The sequence below is a fragment of the Polynucleobacter sp. HIN8 genome (assembly GCF_030297615.1).
Lineage (GTDB): Bacteria > Pseudomonadota > Gammaproteobacteria > Burkholderiales > Burkholderiaceae > Polynucleobacter.
Window position 1 is genome coordinate 935,785 of record NZ_AP028139.1, and the last position, 22,249, is coordinate 958,033.

22 protein-coding genes are annotated in these 22,249 nt (G+C 46.7%); 15 read left to right on the forward strand and 7 right to left on the reverse strand.

Annotated features, from left to right (window positions below; genetic code table 11):
• Positions 1-3: 3 nt before the first annotated feature.
• Positions 4-609 carry a YqiA/YcfP family alpha/beta fold hydrolase gene (locus QUE65_RS04990; RefSeq protein ID WP_286282276.1) on the forward strand — a complete coding sequence of 202 codons (606 nt, stop codon included), beginning with the start codon at positions 4-6 and terminating at the stop codon, positions 607-609.
• Here the strand turns inward: QUE65_RS04990 and QUE65_RS04995 are convergent, their stop codons facing one another.
• Entirely contained in the window at positions 610-1,470 is an 861-nt protein-coding gene (locus QUE65_RS04995; protein ID WP_286282277.1) for a LysR family transcriptional regulator, read from the reverse strand.
• An 82-nt stretch (positions 1,471-1,552) separates the two neighbouring features.
• On the opposite strand from QUE65_RS04995, the gene QUE65_RS05000 reads away from it, so the two are divergent.
• The 6 genes from QUE65_RS05000 to QUE65_RS05025 are packed head-to-tail and all read left to right on the forward strand — an operon-like array spanning position 1,553 to position 6,235.
• Positions 1,553-2,284, forward strand: coding sequence for a succinate dehydrogenase/fumarate reductase iron-sulfur subunit (locus tag QUE65_RS05000; protein ID WP_286282278.1), 732 nt, complete (start codon positions 1,553-1,555; stop codon positions 2,282-2,284).
• Positions 2,284-2,634 (forward strand): succinate dehydrogenase, encoded by a 351-nt coding sequence (locus tag QUE65_RS05005; RefSeq protein ID WP_286282279.1) that lies wholly within the window; start codon positions 2,284-2,286, stop codon positions 2,632-2,634. Before QUE65_RS05000 ends, QUE65_RS05005 begins: the two co-directional genes overlap by 1 nt.
• A complete protein-coding gene (gene sdhC / locus QUE65_RS05010; RefSeq protein WP_286282280.1) occupies positions 2,631-2,993 on the forward strand; it encodes a succinate dehydrogenase, cytochrome b556 subunit in 363 nt (120 codons plus the stop codon). Before QUE65_RS05005 ends, sdhC begins: the two co-directional genes overlap by 4 nt.
• 12 nt (positions 2,994-3,005) lie before the next feature.
• A complete protein-coding gene (locus QUE65_RS05015) occupies positions 3,006-3,881 on the forward strand; it encodes a fumarate hydratase (RefSeq protein WP_286282281.1) in 876 nt (291 codons plus the stop codon).
• 8 nt (positions 3,882-3,889) lie between these two features.
• Complete coding sequence (locus QUE65_RS05020; protein ID WP_286282282.1) at positions 3,890-4,498, forward strand: fumarate hydratase C-terminal domain-containing protein; 609 nt, start codon at positions 3,890-3,892, stop codon at positions 4,496-4,498.
• A gap of 15 nt (positions 4,499-4,513) precedes the next feature.
• Entirely contained in the window at positions 4,514-6,235 is a 1,722-nt protein-coding gene (locus QUE65_RS05025; RefSeq protein ID WP_286282285.1) for an L-aspartate oxidase, read from the forward strand.
• A gap of 44 nt (positions 6,236-6,279) precedes the next feature.
• On the opposite strand, the gene QUE65_RS05030 is transcribed toward QUE65_RS05025, so the two are convergent.
• On the reverse strand, positions 6,280-7,266 hold the full coding sequence (locus tag QUE65_RS05030; protein ID WP_215372384.1) for a Bug family tripartite tricarboxylate transporter substrate binding protein: 987 nt from the start codon (positions 7,264-7,266) through the stop codon (positions 6,280-6,282).
• 95 nt (positions 7,267-7,361) lie between these two features.
• Here QUE65_RS05030 and QUE65_RS05035 point away from each other — a divergent pair, with 95 nt between their 5' ends.
• The 5 genes from QUE65_RS05035 to QUE65_RS05055 are packed head-to-tail and all read left to right on the forward strand — an operon-like array spanning position 7,362 to position 11,595.
• Positions 7,362-8,297 carry an NAD(P)-dependent oxidoreductase gene (locus QUE65_RS05035; protein WP_286282286.1) on the forward strand — a complete coding sequence of 312 codons (936 nt, stop codon included), beginning with the start codon at positions 7,362-7,364 and terminating at the stop codon, positions 8,295-8,297.
• Positions 8,294-9,304, forward strand: coding sequence for an Ldh family oxidoreductase (locus QUE65_RS05040; RefSeq protein ID WP_286282287.1), 1,011 nt, complete (start codon positions 8,294-8,296; stop codon positions 9,302-9,304). The genes QUE65_RS05035 and QUE65_RS05040 overlap by 4 nt, the downstream gene beginning before the upstream one ends.
• 27 nt (positions 9,305-9,331) lie before the next feature.
• The gene (locus QUE65_RS05045) at positions 9,332-9,613 is read left to right on the forward strand and encodes a UxaA family hydrolase (protein ID WP_215372389.1); all 282 of its coding nucleotides are present in this window, start codon (positions 9,332-9,334) and stop codon (positions 9,611-9,613) included.
• A gap of 46 nt (positions 9,614-9,659) precedes the next feature.
• On the forward strand, positions 9,660-10,832 hold the full coding sequence (locus tag QUE65_RS05050) for a UxaA family hydrolase (RefSeq protein WP_286282290.1): 1,173 nt from the start codon (positions 9,660-9,662) through the stop codon (positions 10,830-10,832).
• Between the two features lie 43 nt (positions 10,833-10,875).
• Positions 10,876-11,595 carry a GntR family transcriptional regulator gene (locus QUE65_RS05055; RefSeq protein ID WP_286282292.1) on the forward strand — a complete coding sequence of 240 codons (720 nt, stop codon included), beginning with the start codon at positions 10,876-10,878 and terminating at the stop codon, positions 11,593-11,595.
• Here the strand turns inward: QUE65_RS05055 and QUE65_RS05060 are convergent.
• From QUE65_RS05060 to QUE65_RS05080, 5 genes are read right to left on the reverse strand one after another with little or no spacing between them, the layout of a single operon-like run.
• A complete protein-coding gene (locus tag QUE65_RS05060; RefSeq protein ID WP_286282294.1) occupies positions 11,592-12,626 on the reverse strand; it encodes a dimethyl sulfoxide reductase anchor subunit family protein in 1,035 nt (344 codons plus the stop codon). The two genes, QUE65_RS05055 and QUE65_RS05060, sit on opposite strands and share 4 nt — an antisense overlap.
• Complete coding sequence (locus QUE65_RS05065) at positions 12,548-13,198, reverse strand: 4Fe-4S dicluster domain-containing protein (RefSeq protein ID WP_286282296.1); 651 nt, start codon at positions 13,196-13,198, stop codon at positions 12,548-12,550. Before QUE65_RS05065 ends, QUE65_RS05060 begins: the two co-directional genes overlap by 79 nt.
• The gene (locus QUE65_RS05070; RefSeq protein WP_286282298.1) at positions 13,191-16,103 is read right to left on the reverse strand and encodes a molybdopterin oxidoreductase family protein; all 2,913 of its coding nucleotides are present in this window, start codon (positions 16,101-16,103) and stop codon (positions 13,191-13,193) included. The genes QUE65_RS05065 and QUE65_RS05070 overlap by 8 nt, the downstream gene beginning before the upstream one ends.
• A 30-nt stretch (positions 16,104-16,133) precedes the next feature.
• Positions 16,134-17,048 (reverse strand): bifunctional enoyl-CoA hydratase/phosphate acetyltransferase, encoded by a 915-nt coding sequence (locus QUE65_RS05075; RefSeq protein WP_286282300.1) that lies wholly within the window; start codon positions 17,046-17,048, stop codon positions 16,134-16,136.
• Positions 17,049-17,053: 5 nt separating this feature from the next.
• Positions 17,054-17,854 carry an IclR family transcriptional regulator gene (locus tag QUE65_RS05080; RefSeq protein WP_286282302.1) on the reverse strand — a complete coding sequence of 267 codons (801 nt, stop codon included), beginning with the start codon at positions 17,852-17,854 and terminating at the stop codon, positions 17,054-17,056.
• Positions 17,855-18,035: 181 nt separating this feature from the next.
• On the opposite strand from QUE65_RS05080, the gene xsc reads away from it, so the two are divergent.
• From xsc to sauS, 3 genes are read left to right on the forward strand one after another with little or no spacing between them, the layout of a single operon-like run.
• Entirely contained in the window at positions 18,036-19,814 is a 1,779-nt protein-coding gene (gene xsc / locus QUE65_RS05085; protein ID WP_286282441.1) for a sulfoacetaldehyde acetyltransferase, read from the forward strand.
• Between the two features lie 32 nt (positions 19,815-19,846).
• Positions 19,847-20,830, forward strand: coding sequence for a tripartite tricarboxylate transporter substrate binding protein (locus QUE65_RS05090; protein WP_286282303.1), 984 nt, complete (start codon positions 19,847-19,849; stop codon positions 20,828-20,830).
• Positions 20,830-22,248 carry an acylating sulfoacetaldehyde dehydrogenase gene (gene sauS, locus QUE65_RS05095; protein WP_286282304.1) on the forward strand — a complete coding sequence of 473 codons (1,419 nt, stop codon included), beginning with the start codon at positions 20,830-20,832 and terminating at the stop codon, positions 22,246-22,248. The genes QUE65_RS05090 and sauS overlap by 1 nt, the downstream gene beginning before the upstream one ends.
• Position 22,249: the final 1 nt, after the last annotated feature.

Sequence of the window (22,249 nt, forward strand, 5' to 3'; positions counted from 1 at the left end):
ACCATGCCCGATCATCCTGATCTGCTGATTGTTTATTTACATGGATTTCGGTCTTCACCGAACTCCTCAAAAGCCCAGTTAACCAAGGATGCCATTGCATCCTTGGTCGAGAAGGGCAAGTCAATTCAATGGTATTGCCCCCAACTACCGCCATCGCCTGGCGAAGTAATTGCCATGGTTAAGGCCAATATTGCAGCAGTAAAACCTAAACGCATCAGCTTTATCGGTTCATCGCTTGGCGGATTTTATGCAACCCACCTAGCTGAACAGTTTCCGAGTGCTCGCGCGGTGTTACTCAATCCAGCAGTACGAGCCGCTCGGGAGTTAGCGCCCTACGTTGGGCAACTCACTGCCTATGACAGCGATGAACCTTTTGATTGGCGAGCAGAGTATGTCGAGCAGTTGCGTCTACAACAGGTGGAAAAGATAACGCATCCCGAGCGCTATTTGTTAGTTGCAGCAACCGGTGACGAGTTGCTTGATTGGCATGAGATGGTCGACTTTTACCCCAATGCAAACCATGAAGTTATTGAGGGGAGCGATCATGGCATTACCGAGTATCCCTTGTATCTCGATCGGGTAGTTCACTTCGCCTGCTATCTCGACTAATTAATGAGCGGAGTTAGCTCCGGTTCTAAACTGCTCTTCGATGGCCTTGGTAATTTTGGTGCGAGCATGGTTCTTGCGCTCTAGTAGACCTACCCGACGATAAATGGTTTTACGAGGTGGATTGGCAATTACGATGCGTTTGTCTTTATCCCACTCGACATTCGCCAGCTTTGGCACCACGGCATAGCCAAAGCCTTGGCGAACTAATTCAATAATGGCCTCAACCGAGTTAACCACCATGCTGTTGCGTATCTCCAGACCATTGACTCGAATAAATCGATCGACTAGCTCCCCAGTCCAGGTTTTGGGTTCAAACCGAATGAAGGGTAGATTGGATGGATCCTTACCCTTGGGGTAAATCAAAACCATCGCTTCCTCATACAACAAAGTCCAGCGAATACTTTTTGGTAACGCGTAGGGGGACTCCGTCACAATCGCTGCATCGAGTAGACCATCGATCACCTGCTGCAAGAAGTCGCTCGATAGTCCTGTGCTAATTTTTAGTTCAAGGCCAGGATACTCATCTTTCAAATGATCCAGTGTTTTGCCAAATTGCCCCATCAAACTTGAAACAAGCGCGCCCACTGTGAGTGAGCCCGATAGCCCAGTTCGAAACTGACTTCCAAGGGATTCGTAGCGGGAGAGGATGTCTTGGATGGGCTCGATTAGAGCGCGGCCCTGATTATTAAGAATCAGTGAGCGCTTATTGCGATCAAATAATGTTACCCCCAATTCAGCCTCTAACTGGGCTAGCTGCTGTCCTGCTGCAGCAGGGGTTAAGCCAATTTCACGGGCGGCGGCAGCCACGCTACTGTGACGCGTAATGGCAATGAAGTTTTTAAGAACCCGAATACTGGACATGAACTTAATCGTAAAGTATTTTTTTATCTGAATTAAAATACTATTCGATTTATTTTTTATTGTCTATCCCTATAATGTGGATATGAATGCAAGCATCCTCAAAGTAAAGGTCTGGCGGGGCACCGATGACGGTGAGTTCGTTGAGTACGACGTGCCGCGTGCCGCCAATCAAACGGTATTGGACGTAGTGACCTATATCCAGCGCAAAATTGATCCGACCTTGAGCTATCGCTTTGCCTGCCGTGTGGGAATGTGCGGCTCTTGTGCGATGACCGTCAACGGTAAGGCCCGTTGGACCTGCCGGACTCATGTGGCCAAAATTGCCGATCAAAATACCCTTGAGATTGCACCCCTGGATAATTTACCCATCATCAAAGATCTGGCAACCGATATGCGCGAGTTCTTTGACAAAATGAGCAAGGCCGTCGGTTACTTTAAAGGGGACAAGACCCGATTTGATGATTTTGCTCAGGTCAAACCAGATTCTGAAGAACGTCAACTGGCTAACGCGGGTATTGAGTGCATCGGGTGTGGTGTTTGTTATGCATCGTGTGAAGTGGTCTCAGCGCGCGACAGTTATTTAGGTCCAGCTGCTCTCAATCGTGCTTGGACCCTTGTAAACGATGAGCGCGATACTCAGCAACTCGATCGCTTACGAGCAGTTGCTGGTGATGCAGGCTGTCACTCGTGCCATACACAAGGGACTTGTTCAGAGCGCTGCCCCAAACAGATTGAGCCAACTGCAGGAATTGCTGGTTTGAAGAAGATGGTTGGTCGAGCAGCAGTGAGAGGTAGTAAGTGGGGCAAGCTGTAATGACCAGCAGCGCCATTCTCCAGGCTAAACTTTGGTACTACCAACGCATCAGTGCGATGGTGCTCACACTGTGTGTCGCAATCCATCTCATTATCATTTATTACGCCATTCAAGATGGTTTAAGCGCCAGGGAAATCTTGGCACGCACACGCGGCAATCTTGCCTTTGCACTTTTCTACGAGATCTTTGTTCTAGCCTGTTTTGTTCATGCCCCCATTGGCTTAGCGAATATTCTGCGTGAGAACATCCAAAGTGGGTTTCTGATTCGAGCACTTCCTGTGTTACTTGCGGCATTCATCTTGATCTTAGGAACAGCCGCGGTCATCGGCGTGGTGTGGGGTACGCCATGAGCCAGGTAGGGCGTCGACTTGATTTTCGAACGAAGGCGCATTGGTCTTACTTTGCGTATTACTTGCATCGCGTCTCGGGCCTCTTACTAGCTTGCTTTTTACCCCTCCATTTTTTCCTGCTCTCGCGCTCTTTGTATGGCGAAGCCGAGCTTGGTCGCTATCTGCAATTTACTGATCACCCCATGGTCAAGTTTGGGGAGTGGGGTTTAGTGACCCTGCTAGCCCTTCACCTAATCGGCGGCACTCGTTTATTGGTCATCGAGTTTGGTATTTGGAAAGGTTTGCGTAAGGCCTGGGTCCAGGTTACATTGATTGGCTCCTTGCTTTGTGGGGCCTTATTTTTAATTCTTTCTCGTTAACATCGATCATCTATGGAATTGAACCTGCAACACGTTGAAGACGCATGCAAAGAACTTTATATCCGGGCCCTGAAATTACTACCGGACGATATTAAAGAGGGGATCAATACGCTTAAGCATAAGGAGAGTGATGCTCGTGCGCAAGTGGTACTTGGAACGATGGTCACGAATATTGCGGTGGCCGAACGAGAAGATAATTTGCTCTGTCAAGACACCGGTTTGCCGATCTATAACGTTTGGATTGGTCGCGATGTTCATTTTGATGGGCTTCTTTTGAAGCAAGCGATTCGAAAGGGGTGCGAGCGAGCCACAACAGAGTATCCACTTCGCTCATCGGTAGTGCATCCGATTACACGCAAGAACAACCACACTTCGTCAGGTATTGAGATGCCAGCAATTCATCTTGATTTCATGGATAAGCCCGGCGTGATTGAGATTGAAATGATTCCCAAAGGAAGTGGCTCGGAGAATAATTCATTTTTAAAGATGGCTATTCCTGCCGAAGGAATCTTAGGAGTTAAAGCATTTGTGATCGAGAGTGTCGTGAACGCTGGTGGCAAAACCTGCCCACCCACTATTGTGGGCGTCGGCGTCGGCGGTACATCCGACCAATGCGTGGCACTTGCAAAGCGCGCTGCGACCCGGCCACTTGGTAGCATTTGCAGCGATGCTGAAGGTGCTAAGTTGGAGAAGGAGTTAAGCGCTGCAGTCAATCAATTAGGAATTGGCCCCCAGGGACTTGGTGGTGATGGTACGGCGTTTGCAGTCCATGTGGAATTAGCAGCAACGCATATCACCATGAACCCTGTTGCTGTGAATATGCAATGCCATTCGGCACGTCGTGCGCGTGCAACGATTGGATCGCGTGGCATTGAATACGGCTTTTAAGGACGGTCATGGCACATTACAACCTCGCAACCCCAGTTAGTGAGAGCGATATCCGCAAGTTGAGGATTAACGATACGGTCACCTTGCAACAAACCTTGTTTGGTATCCGCGATGCGACCCAAATCCATTTATTTGATCGGGGGCGCAAAACTAAATTTGATCTGCAAGGTCATGCCGTGATTCATACGGCACCCAATGTACGTAAAGTACCAGTTAGCCCTGAGTTCCCAGCAGGCTATCAAGCAATTTGCATTGGTACGACCACATCGGATCGGATGGAGCGCTTTACAGAACCCCTGATGCGAGAATACGGAGTACGCATGATTGTGGGCAAGGGTGGTTTGCGCGAGTCATCCGCAAACGCCTTTCAAGAATTTGGCGGTGTCTATCTCGCCATTATTGGCGGTACTGCTGCACTCGAGACCACTTGGATTGATCAGATTGAGGATGTGGATCTCGATGATCTAAACCCAGAATCACTTTGGAAGTTCAAGATTAATCAATTTGGTCCTTTATTAGTGGCCATGGATAGCCATGGTGGCAGCATCTATCAAGAAGTGAAGTCTGAGGTTGCAAGCAATAAGGCAGCAGTACTAAAGAGCTTAGGTATTGTCTAAAGAGAGAAGGGCACTATGACATCGATTGAAACCATCAAGACCGATATCTTGGTTCTTGGCTCCGGTGGAGCGGGTCTCTTTGCGGCGTTGCATGCGCATCAAGCCAACCCCAACTTGCATATTACGATTGCGGTGAAGGGCCTCTTGGGTAAATGCGGTTGCACCCGTATGGTTCAAGGCGGCTACAACGTTGCGCTGGCCGAGGGTGATTCGGTTGAGCGTCACTTTATGGATACCATCGAGGGCGGTAAGTGGCTATCCGATCAAGAACTGGCTTGGACCTTGGTGACCAAATCGGTTGAACGAATTCATGAGCTTGAAAATGAGCTAGGTTGCTTCTTTGATCGCAACCCTGATGGCACGATTCATCAAAAAGCATTTGCTGGTCAAACCTTTGATCGCACAGTCCACAAGGGCGACCTTACTGGCATCGAAATCATTAATCGCCTAGCCGAACAAGTATGGGCTCGTGGAATTCATCGCCTAGAAGAGCATCGTGCGATTGAGTTAATCAAGAGCGCTGATGGCAAGGCAATCGCGGGCGTATTGATGCTCAATATGCGCACTGGTCAGTTTGTGATGGTACGTGCCAAGGCAGTATTACTGGGAACCGGTGGCGGCCCCACCATGTACAAATACCATACCCCATCGGGCGATAAAAGCTGTGATGGTTTAGCCATGGCCTTGCGAGCCGGCCTTGTCCTACGTGACATGGAGATGGTGCAGTTTCATCCAACTGGAATGTTAGCTGGACCCGATACGCGCATGACCGGAACGGTTCTGGAAGAGGGCTTGCGGGGAGCTGGCGGTTATCTCCTAAATGGTAATCAAGAGCGCTTCATGGGTAACTACGATCCGCGCAATGAGCGTGCTACGCGTGACATCGTCTCACGATCGATTTACTCCGAGATGCGTGCTGGTCGAGTCAGTCCAAATGGTGGGGTTTATATTCAGATGCATCATCTGGGACCCGAGAATGTACGTAAATTATTTAAAGGAATGGTTGAACGGTGTGCCGACTCGGGCTTTGATTTAGCGGGCGGACTGGTTGAAGTGGTTCCCACCGCTCACTACATGATGGGTGGCGTAGTATTTCATGCCGATACCAGTACCGATTTACCCGGCTTATTTGCTGCTGGTGAAGATACCGGTGGTGTACATGGTGCCAATCGATTGGGCGGTAATGGGGTTGCAAACTCCACGGTGTTTGGCGGGATTGCCGGAGACACGATGGCGCACTATGTATCCAATCGAGAATTCTTAGAGCCCAATCAAGAATCGATTGAGCAAAGTATTGCGATGCATCGCAAACCGCTCACGCAAGCCCAAGGCGATATTGAGTTCATTCGTGACGAGTTAGCCGATTGCATGTGGGATCAAGTAGGCATCTTACGTAATCAAAATGATTTGGTGGCAGCACGTGAGCGCTTGGATCGACTTGACGCGATGTTGCAAACCATGGGGGTGGGTGATACCAACCCAGCATTCAATCTGACCTGGCAGGATTGGATGAATCTACGTAACCTATTATTGGTTAGTAAAACGGTTGTTGAGGCTGCCTTGGTTCGTGAGAACTCTCGAGGAGCCCACTACCGGGAGGATTATCCTGAGGAGGGTGATCTGGAGACTTCCTACTACACCGCTGTGCAAATGGATGGGGATCAATTAAGAATTGATAAAAAACCCGTGATATTCAGTATGGTCAAGCCGGGTGAAACGATTTTGGTGGAGGCATAAAAAAAGCCCAGATAAACTGGGCTTCAACCAGGAGAGACTTGATATCAATTGGCAGTCAAATTACGCGCCTTGATCACCTTTTCCCACTTCAGTGATTCTGAATTAATCTGAGCCTCTAGTTCTTTGGGGGTATTGAGTACCGCAGTCAAACTATTTTGCTCCAGACTCTTTTGCATCGCCTCGCTCTTAACTGCCTTTACTGCAGCGGCATAAATCTTATCGGTGATGACTTTGGGGGTATTTGATGGAGCCATTAATGCAAACCAGCCAACGTTCTCAAAGCCAGGTATTGCTGCTTCGGCAACCGTTGGAATATTAGGAAGCGCTGGTAGGCGTTTAGCACTGGTTACTGCCAGAGCTTTGATCTGACCGTTCTTGATAAATCCAGTCGATGCAGGAACGTTACAAGCACAAAAATCAATTTGGCCAGCAATTAAATCAGTGAGCGCTGCTGCTTCACCCTTATATGGGATGTGAGTCGCATTAATACCTGCTGCAGTAATGAAATTTTCTCCAGCTAAATGCACTTGGCTACCAATTCCAGCAGAACCAAAATTTAAGTTCTTTGTTTTAGCAAGAGCAATTAGGTCATTGAGATTATTGACTGGTAATTTTGGATTGACCGAAATAATCATGGGGCCACTCACTAATGTAGAAATTGGAGCGAAATCCCTTGAGTAATTAATCGCCATTTTCTTGTACATGTGCGGATTAACCGTCAACATGCTTCCAGAGGCCAATAAGAGGGTATAGCCATCTGCAGGGGATTTTGCAACTGCTTCAGCACCAATATTTCCACCGGCACCACCACGATTTTCGACGATCACGTTTTGACCCAAAATCGGGGTCATCTGCTGAGCCAATACACGACCAATAATGTCGGTCGTTCCTCCTGCAGCAAAAGGAATAATTAATTTAATGGGTTTATCAGGCCAGGACTGCGCCTGAATTCCTGGACTTGTAAATGCAATCGCACTTACTGCAATAAGACCGAGTGCAAACTTGAAGCGATTTCGTATTGCTTTGAACATGCTGATCTCCTTGGTTATCTATTTATTACCCATTTAAACATGATTTTGATGACCGAATCCTTGCAAGAAATCTAAGTCATCTATATGATATGGATATGTCAACCATTTTCATCTCGGAATTCATTACCAGTCAAGCCCTAGAAACCCTTAAGGCTCGGCATACCGTTATTTACCAACCCGATGCGTATCAAGACCCAAAACAAATGACTGATTCCTTGATTGCTGCCCAAGCTTGGATTGTGCGCAATCTTACGAAAGTGTCTAAGGAGTTGGTTGAGGGGGCTAAGCAGTTGAAGGTGGTCGGTCGTTTGGGTGTAGGCCTAGAGAATATTGATTTAAATGCCTGCGCCGAGCGAGGGATTCGGGTGATTCCTGCCACCGGTGCGAACGCTGAATCTGTTGCTGAATATGTGCTTGGGACGGCAATGGCGCTGATGCGCTCGTATCGCGAGGCTAGCACCGAGACCCTTGCAGGAAAATGGCCCCGACCGACTTACTCTAAATGCCATGAAATTTCTGGCAAAACCATTGGGATTATTGGATTTGGCAGCATCGGTCGTGTTGTTGCAGAGAAAGCATTGGCTCTAGGACTTCGTTGCATTGCCTACGATCCCATCATCAAAGAGTCCTCCATTACGATAAAAGGCGGAGATGTAGCAATGCGGACGCTGACCGAAGTGCTTGCAAGTAGCCACATCGTTAGCCTGCATTTACCACTTCTCCCTGAGACTAAGGGTCTATTGAACCAGGCCTTGCTTGATCAAATGCAAGAGGGTGCTTATTTAATTAATACAGCCCGAGGTGGCATTGTCGATGAGCTCGCGCTTGCGCAGTCTCTGAAATCCGGCAAGCTCGGTGGAGCAGCGCTCGATGTCTTTGCGGTTGAGCCCGCAAAGGATCTTAGTCATTTTGTTGGGGTACCAAATTTAATTCTGACGCCACATGTGGCAGGTGTCACTGAAGAAAGTAATGATCGAGTGAGCAATATGATTGCCCGCGAAGTGAATCTATTTTTGGAGAAAAATACGTGAGTCATTCATTTCAGGAATTGGTGCAACTCGCTTATCAAGGCTTGTGTGCCGCCGGAGTTAAACATGATGCTGCAGCCGATACTGCCTTGTTTTTAGCCTTAGCAGAGGTTGATGGGTTGGCCTCTCATGGCCTAGCCCGGGTTGCCCAGTATTCGGGGCATGCAAAACATCAACGCATTAATACCCAAGCTGTCATTAAGACGCATCCTTATAAATCGGCGGCGGCATTAGTTGATGGACAAGATGGCCTTGCATTTCCGGCGCTGAAGTACGCAACGGATCTTTCAGTACATCTTGCGCATCAGCATGGTGTTGGATTGGTAGCAATTAAGAACACCCATCATTTTGGTGTTGCAGGGCACTACACTGAAGCTGCTGCTAGGGCAGGATACATCTCAATTCTGTTAGGTAATACTCCTGCTGCGATGCCAATGGCTGGTGGCAGTAAAGCAGTCTTCGGAACTAATCCGCTTGCTGCCGCATTTCCGGTTCAAGGGAAGGATCCCTTGGTGATTGATATGTCACTCTCGGCTGTAGCGCGCGGCAAATTACTAGTGGCATCGAAAAAAGGGGAATCCATTCCTTTAGGTTGGGCCCTGACCGCCGACGGACAGCCCACGACCAATCCCAACGAGGGTCTTAAGGGTTTAATGGTGCCACTGGGCGGAGACAAGGGTTCGCTATTAGCGCTCATCATTGAACTACTCGCAGTTGGTTTATCAGGAAGTCAGTACTCGTATGAAGCCGATAGCTTCTTCTCAATGAAGGGCAATAAGCCACGATTAGGCCAACTCATCATTACGATTGATCCTGGTTTGCCTGGAAAAGGCATTTACCGAAACCGAATACTCGATTTAATTAATACATTTGCAAGCGATGCCGGAGTGCGCTTACCTGGTCAGCGTCGCTTTACAGTTCGCCAGAAGGCAATGAAGTTAGGGGTTGTAGTTAATGAAGCGGTATTGCAAGAAATTCAGAATGGTATTCAAAGCGGTTGGAATAATTAATAAGTTAATCTTTAAAGGAGAGTAAACATGATTCATTTTGTCGTACATGAACCCGGAGATGTAGTGGGTGTTGTCGTGGTCGAGGGCGTTAATTCTGGAACCAATTTAACGGGTTGGGTCATGGAAGGCGATACCACTCTCAACATTAAGTCAGAGAGCGATATTCCGATCGGTCACAAAATTGCACTGCAAGACCTCAAAGTTGGCGATACCGTTATTAAATATGGCGTAGATATTGGTAAGGTGGTTGCCCCGATTAAGAAGGGCGAACATTTGCATGTGCAAAACGTTAAGACAAAGCGCTGGTAATCGATTGGCTAGCTAATTAACTTATTTTTAATTGAGAGAAGAACAAATGATTGATTTAAAAAAAGCGACCTTTATGGGATATCGTCGTGAAAACGGACGGATGGGAATCCGTAATCATGTGATCATTATGCCCCTGGATGATCTGTCAAATGCTGCTTGCGATGCAGTGGCAAATAACATTAAAGGGACTGTGAAAATTACTCACCCCTATGGGCGTTTGCAATTTGGTGCCGATTTAGAGCTTCATTTCCGTACCTTGATTGGTGCAGGATGTAATCCCAATGTCGCAGCGGTGGTGGTCATCGGTATTGAGCCCCAGTGGACTGCCAAAGTAGTGGAAGGAATTAAAAAATCGGGCAAACCAGTCGAGGGATTCTGGATTGAGGGTAATGGCGATACCACAACGATTGCGAATGCAAGTCGTGCTGCCTACAAATTTATGAAACACGCATCGAAGTTGCAGCGCGTTTCTGCCCCCTTATCGGAGCTTTGGGTTTCCACAAAATGCGGTGAGTCTGATACAACATCAGGTTGCGGCTCAAACCCAACAGTAGGTAATGCCTTTGATAAGCTCTATGAGATTGGATCTACATTAGTCTTTGGCGAAACAACCGAGCTGACAGGCGGTGAGCATTTAGTCGAAGCGCGTTGCCGTACTCCTGAGATTAAGGCGAAGTTTAAGATGATGTTTGATCGTTACCAAGGCGTTGTCGAACGCAATAAAACCAGCGATCTTTCTGATTCTCAACCCACCAAGGGTAATATCGCAGGCGGCTTAACGACCATTGAAGAAAAAGCACTTGGCAATATTCAGAAAATTGGTAAAAAGTGCATGGTCGATGGCGTGTTAGATAAAGCTGAAATGCCGACTGGTAAAGGCTTATGGTTTATGGATTCCTCATCGGCCGCTGCCGAAATGGTGACCCTATGCGCTGCCTCAGGATTTGCTGCCCATTTTTTCCCAACTGGGCAAGGCAATGTGATTGGTAACCCCATTCTTCCTGTCATTAAGCTCTGCGCAAATCCAAAAACAGTACGTACAATGTCTGAACACATTGATGTCGATGTTTCAGGAATCTTGCGCCGTGAAGAAAATATGGATACAGCAGGAGAAAAACTATTGGATGCGCTCTTACGCACAGCGAATGGTGAACTAACAGCTGCTGAAATTCTGGGTCATAACGAATTTGTAATGACCCGTCTTTATGAATCTGCCTAAGTAATTAAGCTGGTCATCCAGATATTGGATGACCAATTCTTCCATGAAAGCGATTACTGCATATCAAGAAGTAAAGCAAAAAATCACACGCGATATTGTGAATGGTCGCTATTTCATTGGCCAAGCCTTGCCAGCAGAAAAAGAATTTGCTAAAGAATTCAAGGTATCGATCGGCACGCTTCGTAAAGCGGTTGACGAGTTAGTCTCCGAAGGTATCGTAATCCGTCGTCAAGGCAAAGGTACGTTTATTGCTGAGCATGATGAGCAACGTCTTTTATATTATTTCTTTCATGTAATCAAGCATGATGCTGATCATAAAAATTACCCTAAGGTCGAGTTAGTATCGTTTCAAAGCGCAACCGCAAATGGTGAAGAGGCAAAAAAACTTCAACTAAAAGAGGGTTCACCGGTATGGCGAATTGTGAATCGTTTATCGCTTGATGGGCAGTGTGTGATCGTTGATCGACTCACGCTTAGTAAAGAGCGTTTTCCAACATTGACACGCAGTGCATTTCAGAATCGCGAGGGAAGTATCTATCAGCTGTATCAAGCCCAATACGGACAATCCGTGGCGCGAACCAGTGAGCGATTGCGTGCTGGGGCAGCAAGTAAGCAAGATGCTGAATGGCTCAATCTCAAACCTGGTGAGCCTGTAATTATGATTCGCCGCATTGCTCTTGGAATTGAAGACGAGCCAATCGAATGGCGTATCTCCACCTTAAATACTGAATGCCATGAGTACTTCAGTGAACTAGGTGCCTAAGCGATTCGCTGGTAGTAAAGATTTTGTGGGTGATTTGATTCCGCAAAAAATAACCACCGCTCTGCCATTAAGCCAAGTAGGTGCACCATAAATGCGATCACAATTAAATTCAAATTAATCTGGCTTACGGCAACCGCCAACAGAGTGACCGGAATAATATAGGCCCCAAAAAATGCAAGCTTGCGAACGTTAGCAATAAAAAATATCGACTGTTGATGAAAAAATTCTCGGGTATTAAAACTACCGCCCATCATTCCCATCGAGATTTGTCGAACTGGCGTTTGTTGGATTCCGGTTGCTGATTGCAGAGTCGATTTAGGTTTGAGGGTACGATTACGCTTCCAGATCCAGAGTTTTAGAGTGAGCGAGAACAATAATAAGAATGCAGTAAATCCTGCAACACCAGCAATATTTTGAGTGGTTACGATGGCTTCACCCGAAAGCCATGCTGACCAAATAACAAATAAAACCATCAATAAAAACCAGCCTGAGGCAAATCCAAGGGCAATAAAATTGACCATGGTCATTGGATGCGCCCACTCCTGAATAAACCGAATGCATTGGTAGATCATGGCAGTACAAACCCACAAAAGGATTGCAAAGATACTAAGTAATCCCCATAGCCAATTTGGAATAGCACTGAAGTACCAAGAATAAATATAGGCTAGTACGGTGAGGGCAATAAAACTAGGCATTACCAAAACCTCGCGGGAGAGCCAAGATGTTCTCCACATCAGAATGGCGCGCCAAGCACGCTCAGGATGCCCTAGATGAAAAAACGAGGCAAGCAATCCTCCCGCCAGTAGCAACAAGATAATTGGGAAGGCAAGGTAGTTCATGAACTGATTGGGTAACGGATCGCCTGCTAGATGTAAAACTAGAAGGCTTACCACCATGCCTTGCGCCATGCCAGCCATACTAGTGAAGAAGACGAGTGAGAAAGCGGGATGCATTAGTTTTCTGCCTTTACTGCGGCAATTGTTTCGGTAATAGAGCGTGGCAAGTAGTGATTCGCTGGTTGGGTCTGCCATTCAGGCATGAGGCCATAACCACCGCGTTCGGCAATTACCTTACTTGCCTCAGATTGTGGATCATGCACATCACCAAAGATTCGTGCACTTGTTGGGCAGGCCAAAACGCAAGCTGGTTTGCGTTCTGCTTCGGGTAAGGTCTCACTGTAAATACGATCCACGCATAAGGTGCACTTGGTCATCACCTGCCGGTCTTCATCAAGTTCACGGGCTCCGTAAGGGCAGGCCCAGGCACAATACTTACAGCCAATGCACTTGTCATAGTCCACCAGCACAATGCCATCCTCTTTACGTTTGTAGCTCGCTCCGGTTGGACAAACTGGCACACAGGGCGGTTCTTCGCAATGCAAACACGATTTAGGGAAATGCACGGTCTCCATTTTAGGGAAGACGCCGGCTTCGTAGGTTTGAACTCGATTAAAAAAGGTACCACTCGGATGCGCGCCATAAGGATCTTGATCGGTCATGGGGCCGGCGGATCCCTGAGTATTCCATTCCTTGCATGAGGTAACACACGCATGGCAACCCACACATACATTTAAATCAATCACGAGTGCTAGTTGTTTACTCATTAGAACTCTTATTTACGTAGGATGAAGAAAAGAGCATTCCGGGAACTTCTTTGGCTTGCGCTGTTGGCCACGTATCCATATCTTCACTGGATCCGGCGGGTGAAAGCTTGACGCGCACATCGTACCAACCCGCTTGACCAGTAATCGGATCTGAATTACTCACTCGAAATGTGCCATTCATGGTTTTAATGGGCAACTCCTCAGTAATTAGATGATTGAGCAAAAACCCTTTTTTGGATTCATCCGCATTGGGATCAAGATGCCATGCCGATTCAGCTTTACCAATGGCATTCCAAGTCCAAACGGTTCCTAGTTCAACAGCTTGAGTGTGGCGCGCCATACAGCGCACTTTGCCCCATTGGGATTCCACCCAGATCCATGCACCATCCTCAATGCCATGATCAATTGCAGTTGCAGCATTAATAAACAAATAATTATGGCTATGAATTTGTCGCAACCAAGCGTTTTGAGAATCCCAGGAGTGATACATCGCCATCGGTCGTTGCGTAATCGCATTGATCGAGAACTCATCTAAATTAGTAACTGCATCTTCCAAGGGTGGATACCAAAATGGCAAGGGATCAAAAAACTCAATGATGCGCTCTTTAAGATGCTCAGGTGGGACGCGACCAGGGCGCTGGCCTTTAGCAGCCAGTCGAAACTGTTGAACAATATCGGAATACACCGCCAAAATAATCGGATCATTCTTTTGGCGTAGGGCATTGGCTTTGGCAAAGTCTAAGTAGCCTTGATTCCAATTGCGCATGTATTGATGCTCGGGGGGCATGCTGTAATGAAAGACGCAATTATTTTCTTGATAGCGCTCCCACTGGTCAGGGTTGGATTCGCCACGAATACTTTTCTCACCATCCTTGCCACGCCAACCCATTAAAAATCCAATACCCGAATCCGGGGTCGTCTGGAAGTTGGTAATGAAGTCGGGGTAATCCTTGAACTTTCTTTGTCCATCCGCTGTTGTGAACGCCGGGAACTTTAAGCGGGATGCAAGTTCAATTAAAACATCTTGAAATGGTTTGCATTGCCCGGTTGGAGGTAAAACCGGAATGCGAACTGAATCACAGGGCCCATCAAATTCTGAGATGGGTCGGTCCAACATACTCATCGCATCGTGGCGCTCAAGATAGGTTGTATCCGGAAGTACGAGATCAGCAAAGGCCACCATCTCCGACTGAAATGCATCGCAGATCACTAAAAATGGAATCTTGAACTGTCCATTTTCATCTTTGGCATTGAGATGCTGTCGAACTTCCATGGTGTTCATGGTGGAGTTCCATGACATGTTAGCCATGAAGATCATCAAAGTATCAATCGAGTAGGGATCGCCTTTGACCGCATTGGTAATCACGTTATGCATTAAGCCATGGGCAGCCAAAGGATGCTCCCAGGTATAGGCCTTGTCAATTCGTAGAGGCTTACCATCTCGATCAAGTGCTAAGTCCTCTGGACGGGTTGGCCAACCAAGCGGTGCTTTCGCTAAGGGCGTATTCACCTGAATGTCATTTTCCGAAGAGGGCGGTTTGATGTTGGGAGGAATCTGACGGGGATACGGAGCTTTATGTCGAAACCCGCCTGGGCGATCGATGGTACCAAGCAGGGTCATTAATACAGCTAAGGCACGTGTAGTTTGAAAGCCATTTGAGTGGGCAGATAGACCACGCATCGCATGAAATGCAACGGGACGTCCAGTTACCGATGTATGTTGCTGCCCAAACGAATCAGTCCAAGCAATCGGTAGCTCAAAGGATTGCTTAAATGCTGTGTGTGCCATTTCTTTGGCTAGTAAACGAATACGTGCCGCAGGAATGGAAGTAATCTTCTCGGCCCACTCGGGTGTGCAGGATTTCACTTGCCGACGTAATAATTCAAATGCAGGTGCTACTCGCTTGCCTTGATGAGGACCAGGACCCATCACATATTCGCCAGAGAGAGCAGGGTCGACATCATTTGCAAAACATGCTTTCGCAGTATTGCTTTTGGTATCCCAAATGTACTTATTGTGAGGAATATCAGCATTAATTGGATCTGATTCAGGATCAAACAAAAATAAACCTTCTTCAGGACCCGGATCCAGACAAACGAGCTGCGATGAATTGGTGTAGCGCTTTAAGAATGGATGATCGACTTGATTTGCCATAATCAACTCATGCATCAATGCCATAAATAGCGCACCATCAGTGCCCGGTTTAATCGGAATCCACTCATCGGCAATCGCAGAATAGCCAGTTCGCACTGGATTAATGGAGATAAATCGACCGCCATTGCGTTTGAACTTTGACAAAGCAATCTTCATCGGATTGCTGTGATGATCTTCTGCAGTTCCGATCATCACAAATAACTTCGCTTGTTCTAAATCAGGGCCACCAAATTCCCAAAAGCTACCGCCAATCGTATAAATCATGCCAGCTGCCATGTTCACCGAGCAAAAGCCTCCATGGGCTGCATAGTTTGGGGTACCAAATTGACGAGCAAATAAACCAGTAAGGGCTTGCATTTGATCGCGACCGGTGAACAAAGCAAATTTTTTGGGATCCGTTTCTCGAATGCTTCGTAAGCGATTCTCTAAAATACTAAATGCCTGATCCCAAGAAATTTCCTCAAACTCCGACTGACCGCGCTCTGAACCAGGTTTGCGTAAGAGAGGTTTCGTGATCCGGGCGGGTGACTTCTGCTTCATGATGCCCGAGGCACCCTTAGCGCAAATGACTCCCTGATTGAGGGGATGGTTTGGATTGCCATCGATATAGACAAGCTCACCATCACGTAAATGGGCCCGAATGCCACAGCGGCAAGCGCACATGTAACACGTCGTTGTTTTTATTTCAGTGGCTGGCTTGGTGTCCTGAACTGGATCGTGCAAGGGCTCTGAGGAAAGGAATTTAAACATACGATGAATGCGTTATTAAATAGTCATTATCTAGGAAGGGTCAGTCAGCTGCATTGCTATGGCTGTTGAGGCAATTCGAGAAAAGATGGAGTCAGAACGGGAGGTCAGAATGATCGGAACACTTGCGCCTAAAACGACACCAGCGCATTCAGCGCCGCCAAGATACACCAATGATTTATAAAGAATATTACCAACCTGTAAATCCGGTACTAGGATTAAGTCCGGATCACCAGAAACTGAAGACCGAATTCCCTTAATTTGAGCCGAAACACTTGAAATTGCATTATCAAACCCGAATGGTCCCTCAATGATTGCACCCGGATAAATTGGATTGGTTTGATGAAACTCGACGAGTTGGTTTGCATCGGTTGTGGCTGGCATTGCAGGATTAATGACTTCGGTCGCTGCAACGATTGCGACCTTGGGGGCCATGATCTTCAGTTTGGCCAGCGCCTCTAGGCTATTTCTCAAGATATGTTTCTTTTGCTCAACATCAGGCGCTATATTAACTACACAATCACTAATTCCTAATAACTTAGGATAGCTGGCAATATCAAAAACGAAGAGGTGACTAATTCGATTTTGGGTTCGTAAACCATCGCGACTGACCACGGCAGACATGAGCTCTTCAGTATGGAGTGAGCCTTTCATCAGAGCCGCACATTTACCTTCCTTGACCATTTCTACAGCTTTTTTGGAGGCAGCGATTGGATCATCCTCTGTATCAACTATTTCAATGCCATTCATATTCATTGACAGCTGATTGGCTAATTGCTCAATCTTGAGACGCGGTCCAATCAAAACGGGAATGCATAATTTGTGGGTGATGATATGTGCAACGGTCTCGAGTGAGGGTTGACTTAGTGGAAAAACAACGCCTAACTTTTGTTGGGTTTTTGTCCCATCAATCCACTTTTGCAGCCGATCGTGTTGAGTTTGGCTCATTCGGCTTAATGCAATGTGGAACTAATTTGCTCTGCAGCGAGCAGTAATTTTGGAATATATTCCATCGCTTGATTGAGCGGGAGTCGAGCAGTGGCCGCATGAATTGCAATTGCTGCAACGACTTCTCCATCACGATCTTTAACGGGAACCGCTACGCACGAGACCCCAAGGACGTATTCTTCGTTATCGACGGCATAACCGTTCATTGCAATGCGATCAAGTTCAGATAGAAGAACATTCCGATCGGTAATGGTGCGGTGCGTAAATTGCTCAAGTGGTAGCGTCTCAATTAAGCGTTTTTTCTCAACCTCTGGTTTGTACGCCAGAAGTAATTTTCCACTCGCACTGCAGTGGGGTGGCAAAACAGATCCAGGTGGTAAATGCAGTCGTAAAGGCCAGTTGGCCTCAACCCGATCCAAGTAAAAAAGTTCACCGCGTCGCAAAATCGCCAAATTACAGGTTTCTTTTAGATCACTCACTAATTTGCGCAAAATCCCATGACGAACCGCCGAAACACTGTCATGACAAAGTGCTTCAATGGCAAGTCGTGAGAGTCGTTCGCCAGGCGCATAAGTTTTACCACCCGGTTCGCGAACTACAAGTCCTGCTTCTTCAAAGATGGCGAGGGTGCGATGTAAAGACGCCTTTGGCATCTTAGTAATTTGCATCAGTTGAGCGAGGCTCGCAGGCTGGCGCAATCCCACCAAAGACTCCAAAATCGTAATTCCGCGTAACATGGAAGAGTTCTCTGAACCCTGATCTTTTTTGGAGGTTTCCCCAAAATCCAAGGTATCTAATTCATTCATGTCCCAATTTATCCCATATTTTTCATTAATTTGTTCATTTTAACTGAACAAACGAAAAATAATAGCTATTTTAACTAGTATTAATACTAATATGAAACAACTTGTTCAGTTAAACTGAATACAATATGATCTAGTGAATACATTAACGACCCCCCATTTAAAGGAGTAACGCATGAACCAAATGTCCAACCCCAATCGAATTGTTGTTGATGGAGTACAAAAAATGACCCCATCCGAAGCGTTTATCGAAACGTTGGTTGCTCAGGGAGTGACTGATGTATTTGGTATTGTTGGATCAGCATTTATGGATGCATTGGATATTTTCCCAGCAGCGGGAATTCGTTTTATTCCAGTTGCTCATGAACAGGGCGCTGTTCATATGGCCGATGGCTACGCACGTGTGTCTGGTCGCCATGGTGTTTGCATTGGACAAAATGGACCTGGTGTTACTAATTTTGTAACGGGACTTGCTGCAGCTTATTGGGCGCATTCGCCAGTGGTGATGATTACGCCCGAAACCGGCTCGATGACCATGGGATTGGGGGGCTTCCAAGAAACCGAGCAATTGCCCATTTTTTCTAAGATTACAAAATATCAAGCGCATGTGATGAACCCACGTCGTATGGCCGAGTTAACTTCGCGAGCATTTGATCGAGCCTTGCTTGAAATGGGCCCAACACAAGTAAACATACCGCGCGACTTTTTCTATGGCGATATTGAATGTGAAATTCCTAAGCCGATTCGTGTCAAGTTGGGTGCCGGCAGTGAAAAAGCCTTAGAAGATGCTGCTGATTTATTAGCAAGCGCCAAGTTTCCTGTCATTTTGGCGGGCGGCGGAGTCATTATGTCGGGCGGTACTAAAGAGGCGATCGCACTTGCTGAATTCTTAAATGCTCCTGTTGCAAATAGCTATCTCCACAATGATTCATTCCCCGCTTCTCATCCACTCTGGGTAGGACCTTTGGGCTATCAAGGTTCGAAAGCAGCGATGAAACTTATTTCTAAGGCTGATGTTGTTCTTGCTCTTGGTACCCGACTAGGGCCATTTGGAACGCTACCTCAGCACGGACTCGATTACTGGCCAAAGAACGCCAAAATTATTCAAATTGATGCGGATGGCAAGATGCTTGGTTTAGTAAAACCAATCTCGGTTGGCATCAATGGTGATGCGAAAGAAGCTGCTGCTGCACTCTTAGCAAAACTAAAAACGCGGAATGTTACTGCTGTTCAGAATAAGGCCGAACGCGATGCGACGATTAAATCGGAGAAAAAAACCTGGGAAGACGAGCTAAATACTTGGACCCATGAAAAAGATCCCTATTCGATGGATATGATCAAGGATAGCAAAGCGATGCACCCTCGCGAAATGTTGCGCGCTATTGAAAAGGCATTACCAAAGAATTCTATGGTTTCCACGGACATCGGTAATATTTGCTCAGTATCAAATTCATACCTGCGTTTTGACGAGCCCCGTTCGATGTTTGCGGCGATGAGTTTTGGTAACTGTGGTTATGCTTTCCCAGTTGCGATTGGCGCCAAAATTGCCGCTCCAAATCGTCCTGCATTTGCTTATGTGGGCGATGGCGCTTGGGGGATTAGCTTAAATGAACTATTAACCTGTGCGCGTGAGAAAATTGGTGTCACAGTTATATTGTTCAATAATGGTCAGTGGGGTGCAGAGAAGAAAAATCACGTTGATTTCTATTCCCGCCGCTACCAGGGTGTTGAGCTTATTAACCCCAGCTGGGCGGCAGTCGCAAAATCGTTTGGTTGCGAAGGTATAACTGTTGATAAGGTTACCGATGTTGGTGCAGCCATTCAAACAGCCGTTAAAAATCAAGCGGAAGGTAAAACCACCGTTCTTGAAATGATGGTCACTAAAGAGCTGGGTGATCCATTCCGTCGCGATGCATTAAGTAAACCTGTAAGACATTTAGATAAGTACAAGTCGTTTGTATAAAACCGGTTGATACAAGCTCTAGGGAGACAAAGATGCAAACTATTCAAAATAAAAAAGGGTTGAAGTTCTTCATTGCAGCAGTAACACTTTGGGCAGGTGCGGCACTTGCTCAATCTGGTAATTATCCGAACAAGCCGATTAAGTTCATTGTTCCTTACCCACCCGGTGGCGGCACCGATGTGATTGCGCGTATTGTGCAAGAACCTCTAAGTCAAAATTTGGGTCAACAAGTGATCATTGAAAATCGTGGTGGAGCGGGCGGATCGATTGGTAGCGAATTAGCTGCCAAGTCCCCGCCGGATGGTTATACCGTGCTATTTACACTTTCATCGCACACCATTAATCCTGCCATTTATCCAAAACTTGGATTTAATACAGAGCGCGATTTTTTACCCGTTGTTACTATAGCCTCGCTTCCTCAGATACTGGTTGCGAACCCAAATTTCCCTGCCAACTCAGTCAAAGATGTAATTGATATGGCACGATCCAAACCAAACTCGATTTCGTATGCCTCTGTGGGTAATGGTTCACCTGGGCATTTAGCTGGAGCGATGATGGCTGGATCTGCGAACGTCAAGATGACCCACATTCCTTATCGTGGTGGTGGTCCGGCTGTAACGGATGTAATGGGAGGTCAAGTGCCGCTATTGTGGGTTTCCATTCCTGCAGCAGCCAACTTTGTAAAGACTGGCAAACTAAAAGCATTGGCGGTTTCCACGACCAAACGCTCTGCGGTTTTCCCCGATGTGCCCACCATGGCTGAGTCGGGTTTTAAAGACTTTGAAGTGGATTCATGGTATGCCATGTTTGTGCCCGCTAATACCCCTAAAGCAGCAATTGATCGATTAAATGCGGCTGCGAACAAAGTCCTTGCGATGCCTGATGTCAAAGAAAAACTCTTAAACCAAGGCGCTGAAGCAGTGGGAGGTTCTCCTGATGCGCTGGGTAAAGTCGTGAAAACAGAGCTCGCAAAATGGGATAAGGTTGTGAAGGAAAACGGTATCAAAGCTGAGTAATGAATACCAATACAGTATCTCCCGTCGTTGATTTGGTTCAACGAGCCCGAGTAGCCCAACAAATTCTCAATGGGTACTCTCAAGAACAAGTTGATTTGCTTGTCCAATCGGTCGCTTGGGCAATTCTTGAGCCAAATCACAACCGTGAGTTAGCAGAACTTGCAGTACGGGATACCGGGTTGGGTAATGCGGAAGATAAATTCAAAAAGAATCATCGCAAAACTCTGGGGCTAGTTCGCGATTTGAGAAGGGCAAAGACGGTTGGATTAATCTCACATAATCCAACTACGGGCATATCAGAATATGCTCGTCCGGTTGGGGTAGTGGCTGCTATTACGCCTTCAACTAATCCAGGCGCAACCCCAATCAACAAAATACTAAATGCCTTAAAGTGCCGTAATGCCGTCATTGTGGCTCCATCGCCCAAAGGACAAAGCACTTGCGCGCGTTTAATTGAATTTGTTCATCATCAGCTTGACCGAGTAGGAGCCCCGCGTCATTTGGTTCAATGCTTACCTGCGCCAGTAACAAAAGAAGCCACTCAAGAGCTCATGCGTATGGCTGATCTCGTTGTGGCAACAGGATCTCAGGCGAATATTCGAGCTGCATATTCTTCTGGTACGCCAGCATTTGGAGTGGGTGCCGGCAATGTAGCTGTCATCATTGATGAGTTTGCTGACCTACAGTCGGCTGCACAAAAAGTTACCGTTTCAAAAACTTTTGATAATGCAACAAGTTGTTCAAGTGAAAACGGTGTAGTACTAATTGCTTCGATATATCAAGATGCGATTGCTGCCCTAGAGAATTCGGGAGGGGTTTTACTTGATGCCGAGGATAAAAAACGCCTTGAAGGATTTATGTTTGCTAATGGCAAGCTTACATCAGCTTTTACCGCTCAGTCGGCCCCATCTATTGCAGAGAAAGCGCAACTCAAACACCCAAATGCAAAATATGCACGCTTCTTTATGGTTGCTGAAACCGGTTTTGGTCCATCGGCACCATTCTCTGGCGAGAAATTAAGTCCTGTGTTAACCGTTTGGAAAGCAACTGACTTCAATGATGCGAAACAAATTGTGCAAGGCATTTATTCGTTTCAAGGGGCAGGGCACTCAGTGGGTTTACATACGGCAAGCTCTGGCAATATGATGGATGAGCGTGCCAGCCAATTGGCCCAAGAATTGCCGGTATCGCGAGTAATCGTTAATCAAGCCCATGCGATCGCAACTGGAGGTAGCTTTGATAACGGCCTGCCGTTCTCCTTATCAATGGGGTGTGGTACCTGGGGTAGAAATAATTTTTCAGAAAATATGAGTTACAAGCATTACTTAAATATTTCTCGGGTGGTGCGCGTTATTCCTGAAGAAGTTCCAACGGTAGACGATTTGCTTCAAGAATACTTTCAGCGCTTTCCTCACTAGG

Bases quoted from the DNA above. Each gene is read 5' to 3' on its own strand.
- QUE65_RS04995 (WP_286282277.1), bottom strand. From the start codon at position 1,470: ATGTCCAGTATTCGGGTTCTTAAAAACTTCATTGCCATTACGCGTCAC.
- QUE65_RS05050 (WP_286282290.1), top strand. From the start codon at position 9,660: ATGATTGATTTAAAAAAAGCGACCTTTATGGGATATCGTCGTGAAAAC.
- sdhC (WP_286282280.1), top strand. From the start codon at position 2,631: ATGAGCCAGGTAGGGCGTCGACTTGATTTTCGAACGAAGGCGCATTGG.
- QUE65_RS05075 (WP_286282300.1), bottom strand. From the start codon at position 17,048: ATGAGCCAAACTCAACACGATCGGCTGCAAAAGTGGATTGATGGGACA.
- QUE65_RS05005 (WP_286282279.1), top strand. From the start codon at position 2,284: ATGACCAGCAGCGCCATTCTCCAGGCTAAACTTTGGTACTACCAACGC.
- QUE65_RS05065 (WP_286282296.1), bottom strand. From the start codon at position 13,198: ATGAGTAAACAACTAGCACTCGTGATTGATTTAAATGTATGTGTGGGT.
- QUE65_RS04990 (WP_286282276.1), top strand. From the start codon at position 4: ATGCCCGATCATCCTGATCTGCTGATTGTTTATTTACATGGATTTCGG.
- QUE65_RS05060 (WP_286282294.1), bottom strand. From the start codon at position 12,626: ATGGCAGACCCAACCAGCGAATCACTACTTGCCACGCTCTATTACCGA.
- QUE65_RS05030 (WP_215372384.1), bottom strand. From the start codon at position 7,266: ATGTTCAAAGCAATACGAAATCGCTTCAAGTTTGCACTCGGTCTTATT.
- QUE65_RS05055 (WP_286282292.1), top strand. From the start codon at position 10,876: ATGAAAGCGATTACTGCATATCAAGAAGTAAAGCAAAAAATCACACGC.
- QUE65_RS05000 (WP_286282278.1), top strand. From the start codon at position 1,553: ATGAATGCAAGCATCCTCAAAGTAAAGGTCTGGCGGGGCACCGATGAC.
- QUE65_RS05015 (WP_286282281.1), top strand. From the start codon at position 3,006: ATGGAATTGAACCTGCAACACGTTGAAGACGCATGCAAAGAACTTTAT.
- QUE65_RS05045 (WP_215372389.1), top strand. From the start codon at position 9,332: ATGATTCATTTTGTCGTACATGAACCCGGAGATGTAGTGGGTGTTGTC.
- QUE65_RS05025 (WP_286282285.1), top strand. From the start codon at position 4,514: ATGACATCGATTGAAACCATCAAGACCGATATCTTGGTTCTTGGCTCC.
- QUE65_RS05080 (WP_286282302.1), bottom strand. From the start codon at position 17,854: ATGAATGAATTAGATACCTTGGATTTTGGGGAAACCTCCAAAAAAGAT.
- QUE65_RS05070 (WP_286282298.1), bottom strand. From the start codon at position 16,103: ATGTTTAAATTCCTTTCCTCAGAGCCCTTGCACGATCCAGTTCAGGAC.
- QUE65_RS05035 (WP_286282286.1), top strand. From the start codon at position 7,362: ATGTCAACCATTTTCATCTCGGAATTCATTACCAGTCAAGCCCTAGAA.
- xsc (WP_286282441.1), top strand. From the start codon at position 18,036: ATGTCCAACCCCAATCGAATTGTTGTTGATGGAGTACAAAAAATGACC.
- QUE65_RS05090 (WP_286282303.1), top strand. From the start codon at position 19,847: ATGCAAACTATTCAAAATAAAAAAGGGTTGAAGTTCTTCATTGCAGCA.
- sauS (WP_286282304.1), top strand. From the start codon at position 20,830: ATGAATACCAATACAGTATCTCCCGTCGTTGATTTGGTTCAACGAGCC.
- QUE65_RS05020 (WP_286282282.1), top strand. From the start codon at position 3,890: ATGGCACATTACAACCTCGCAACCCCAGTTAGTGAGAGCGATATCCGC.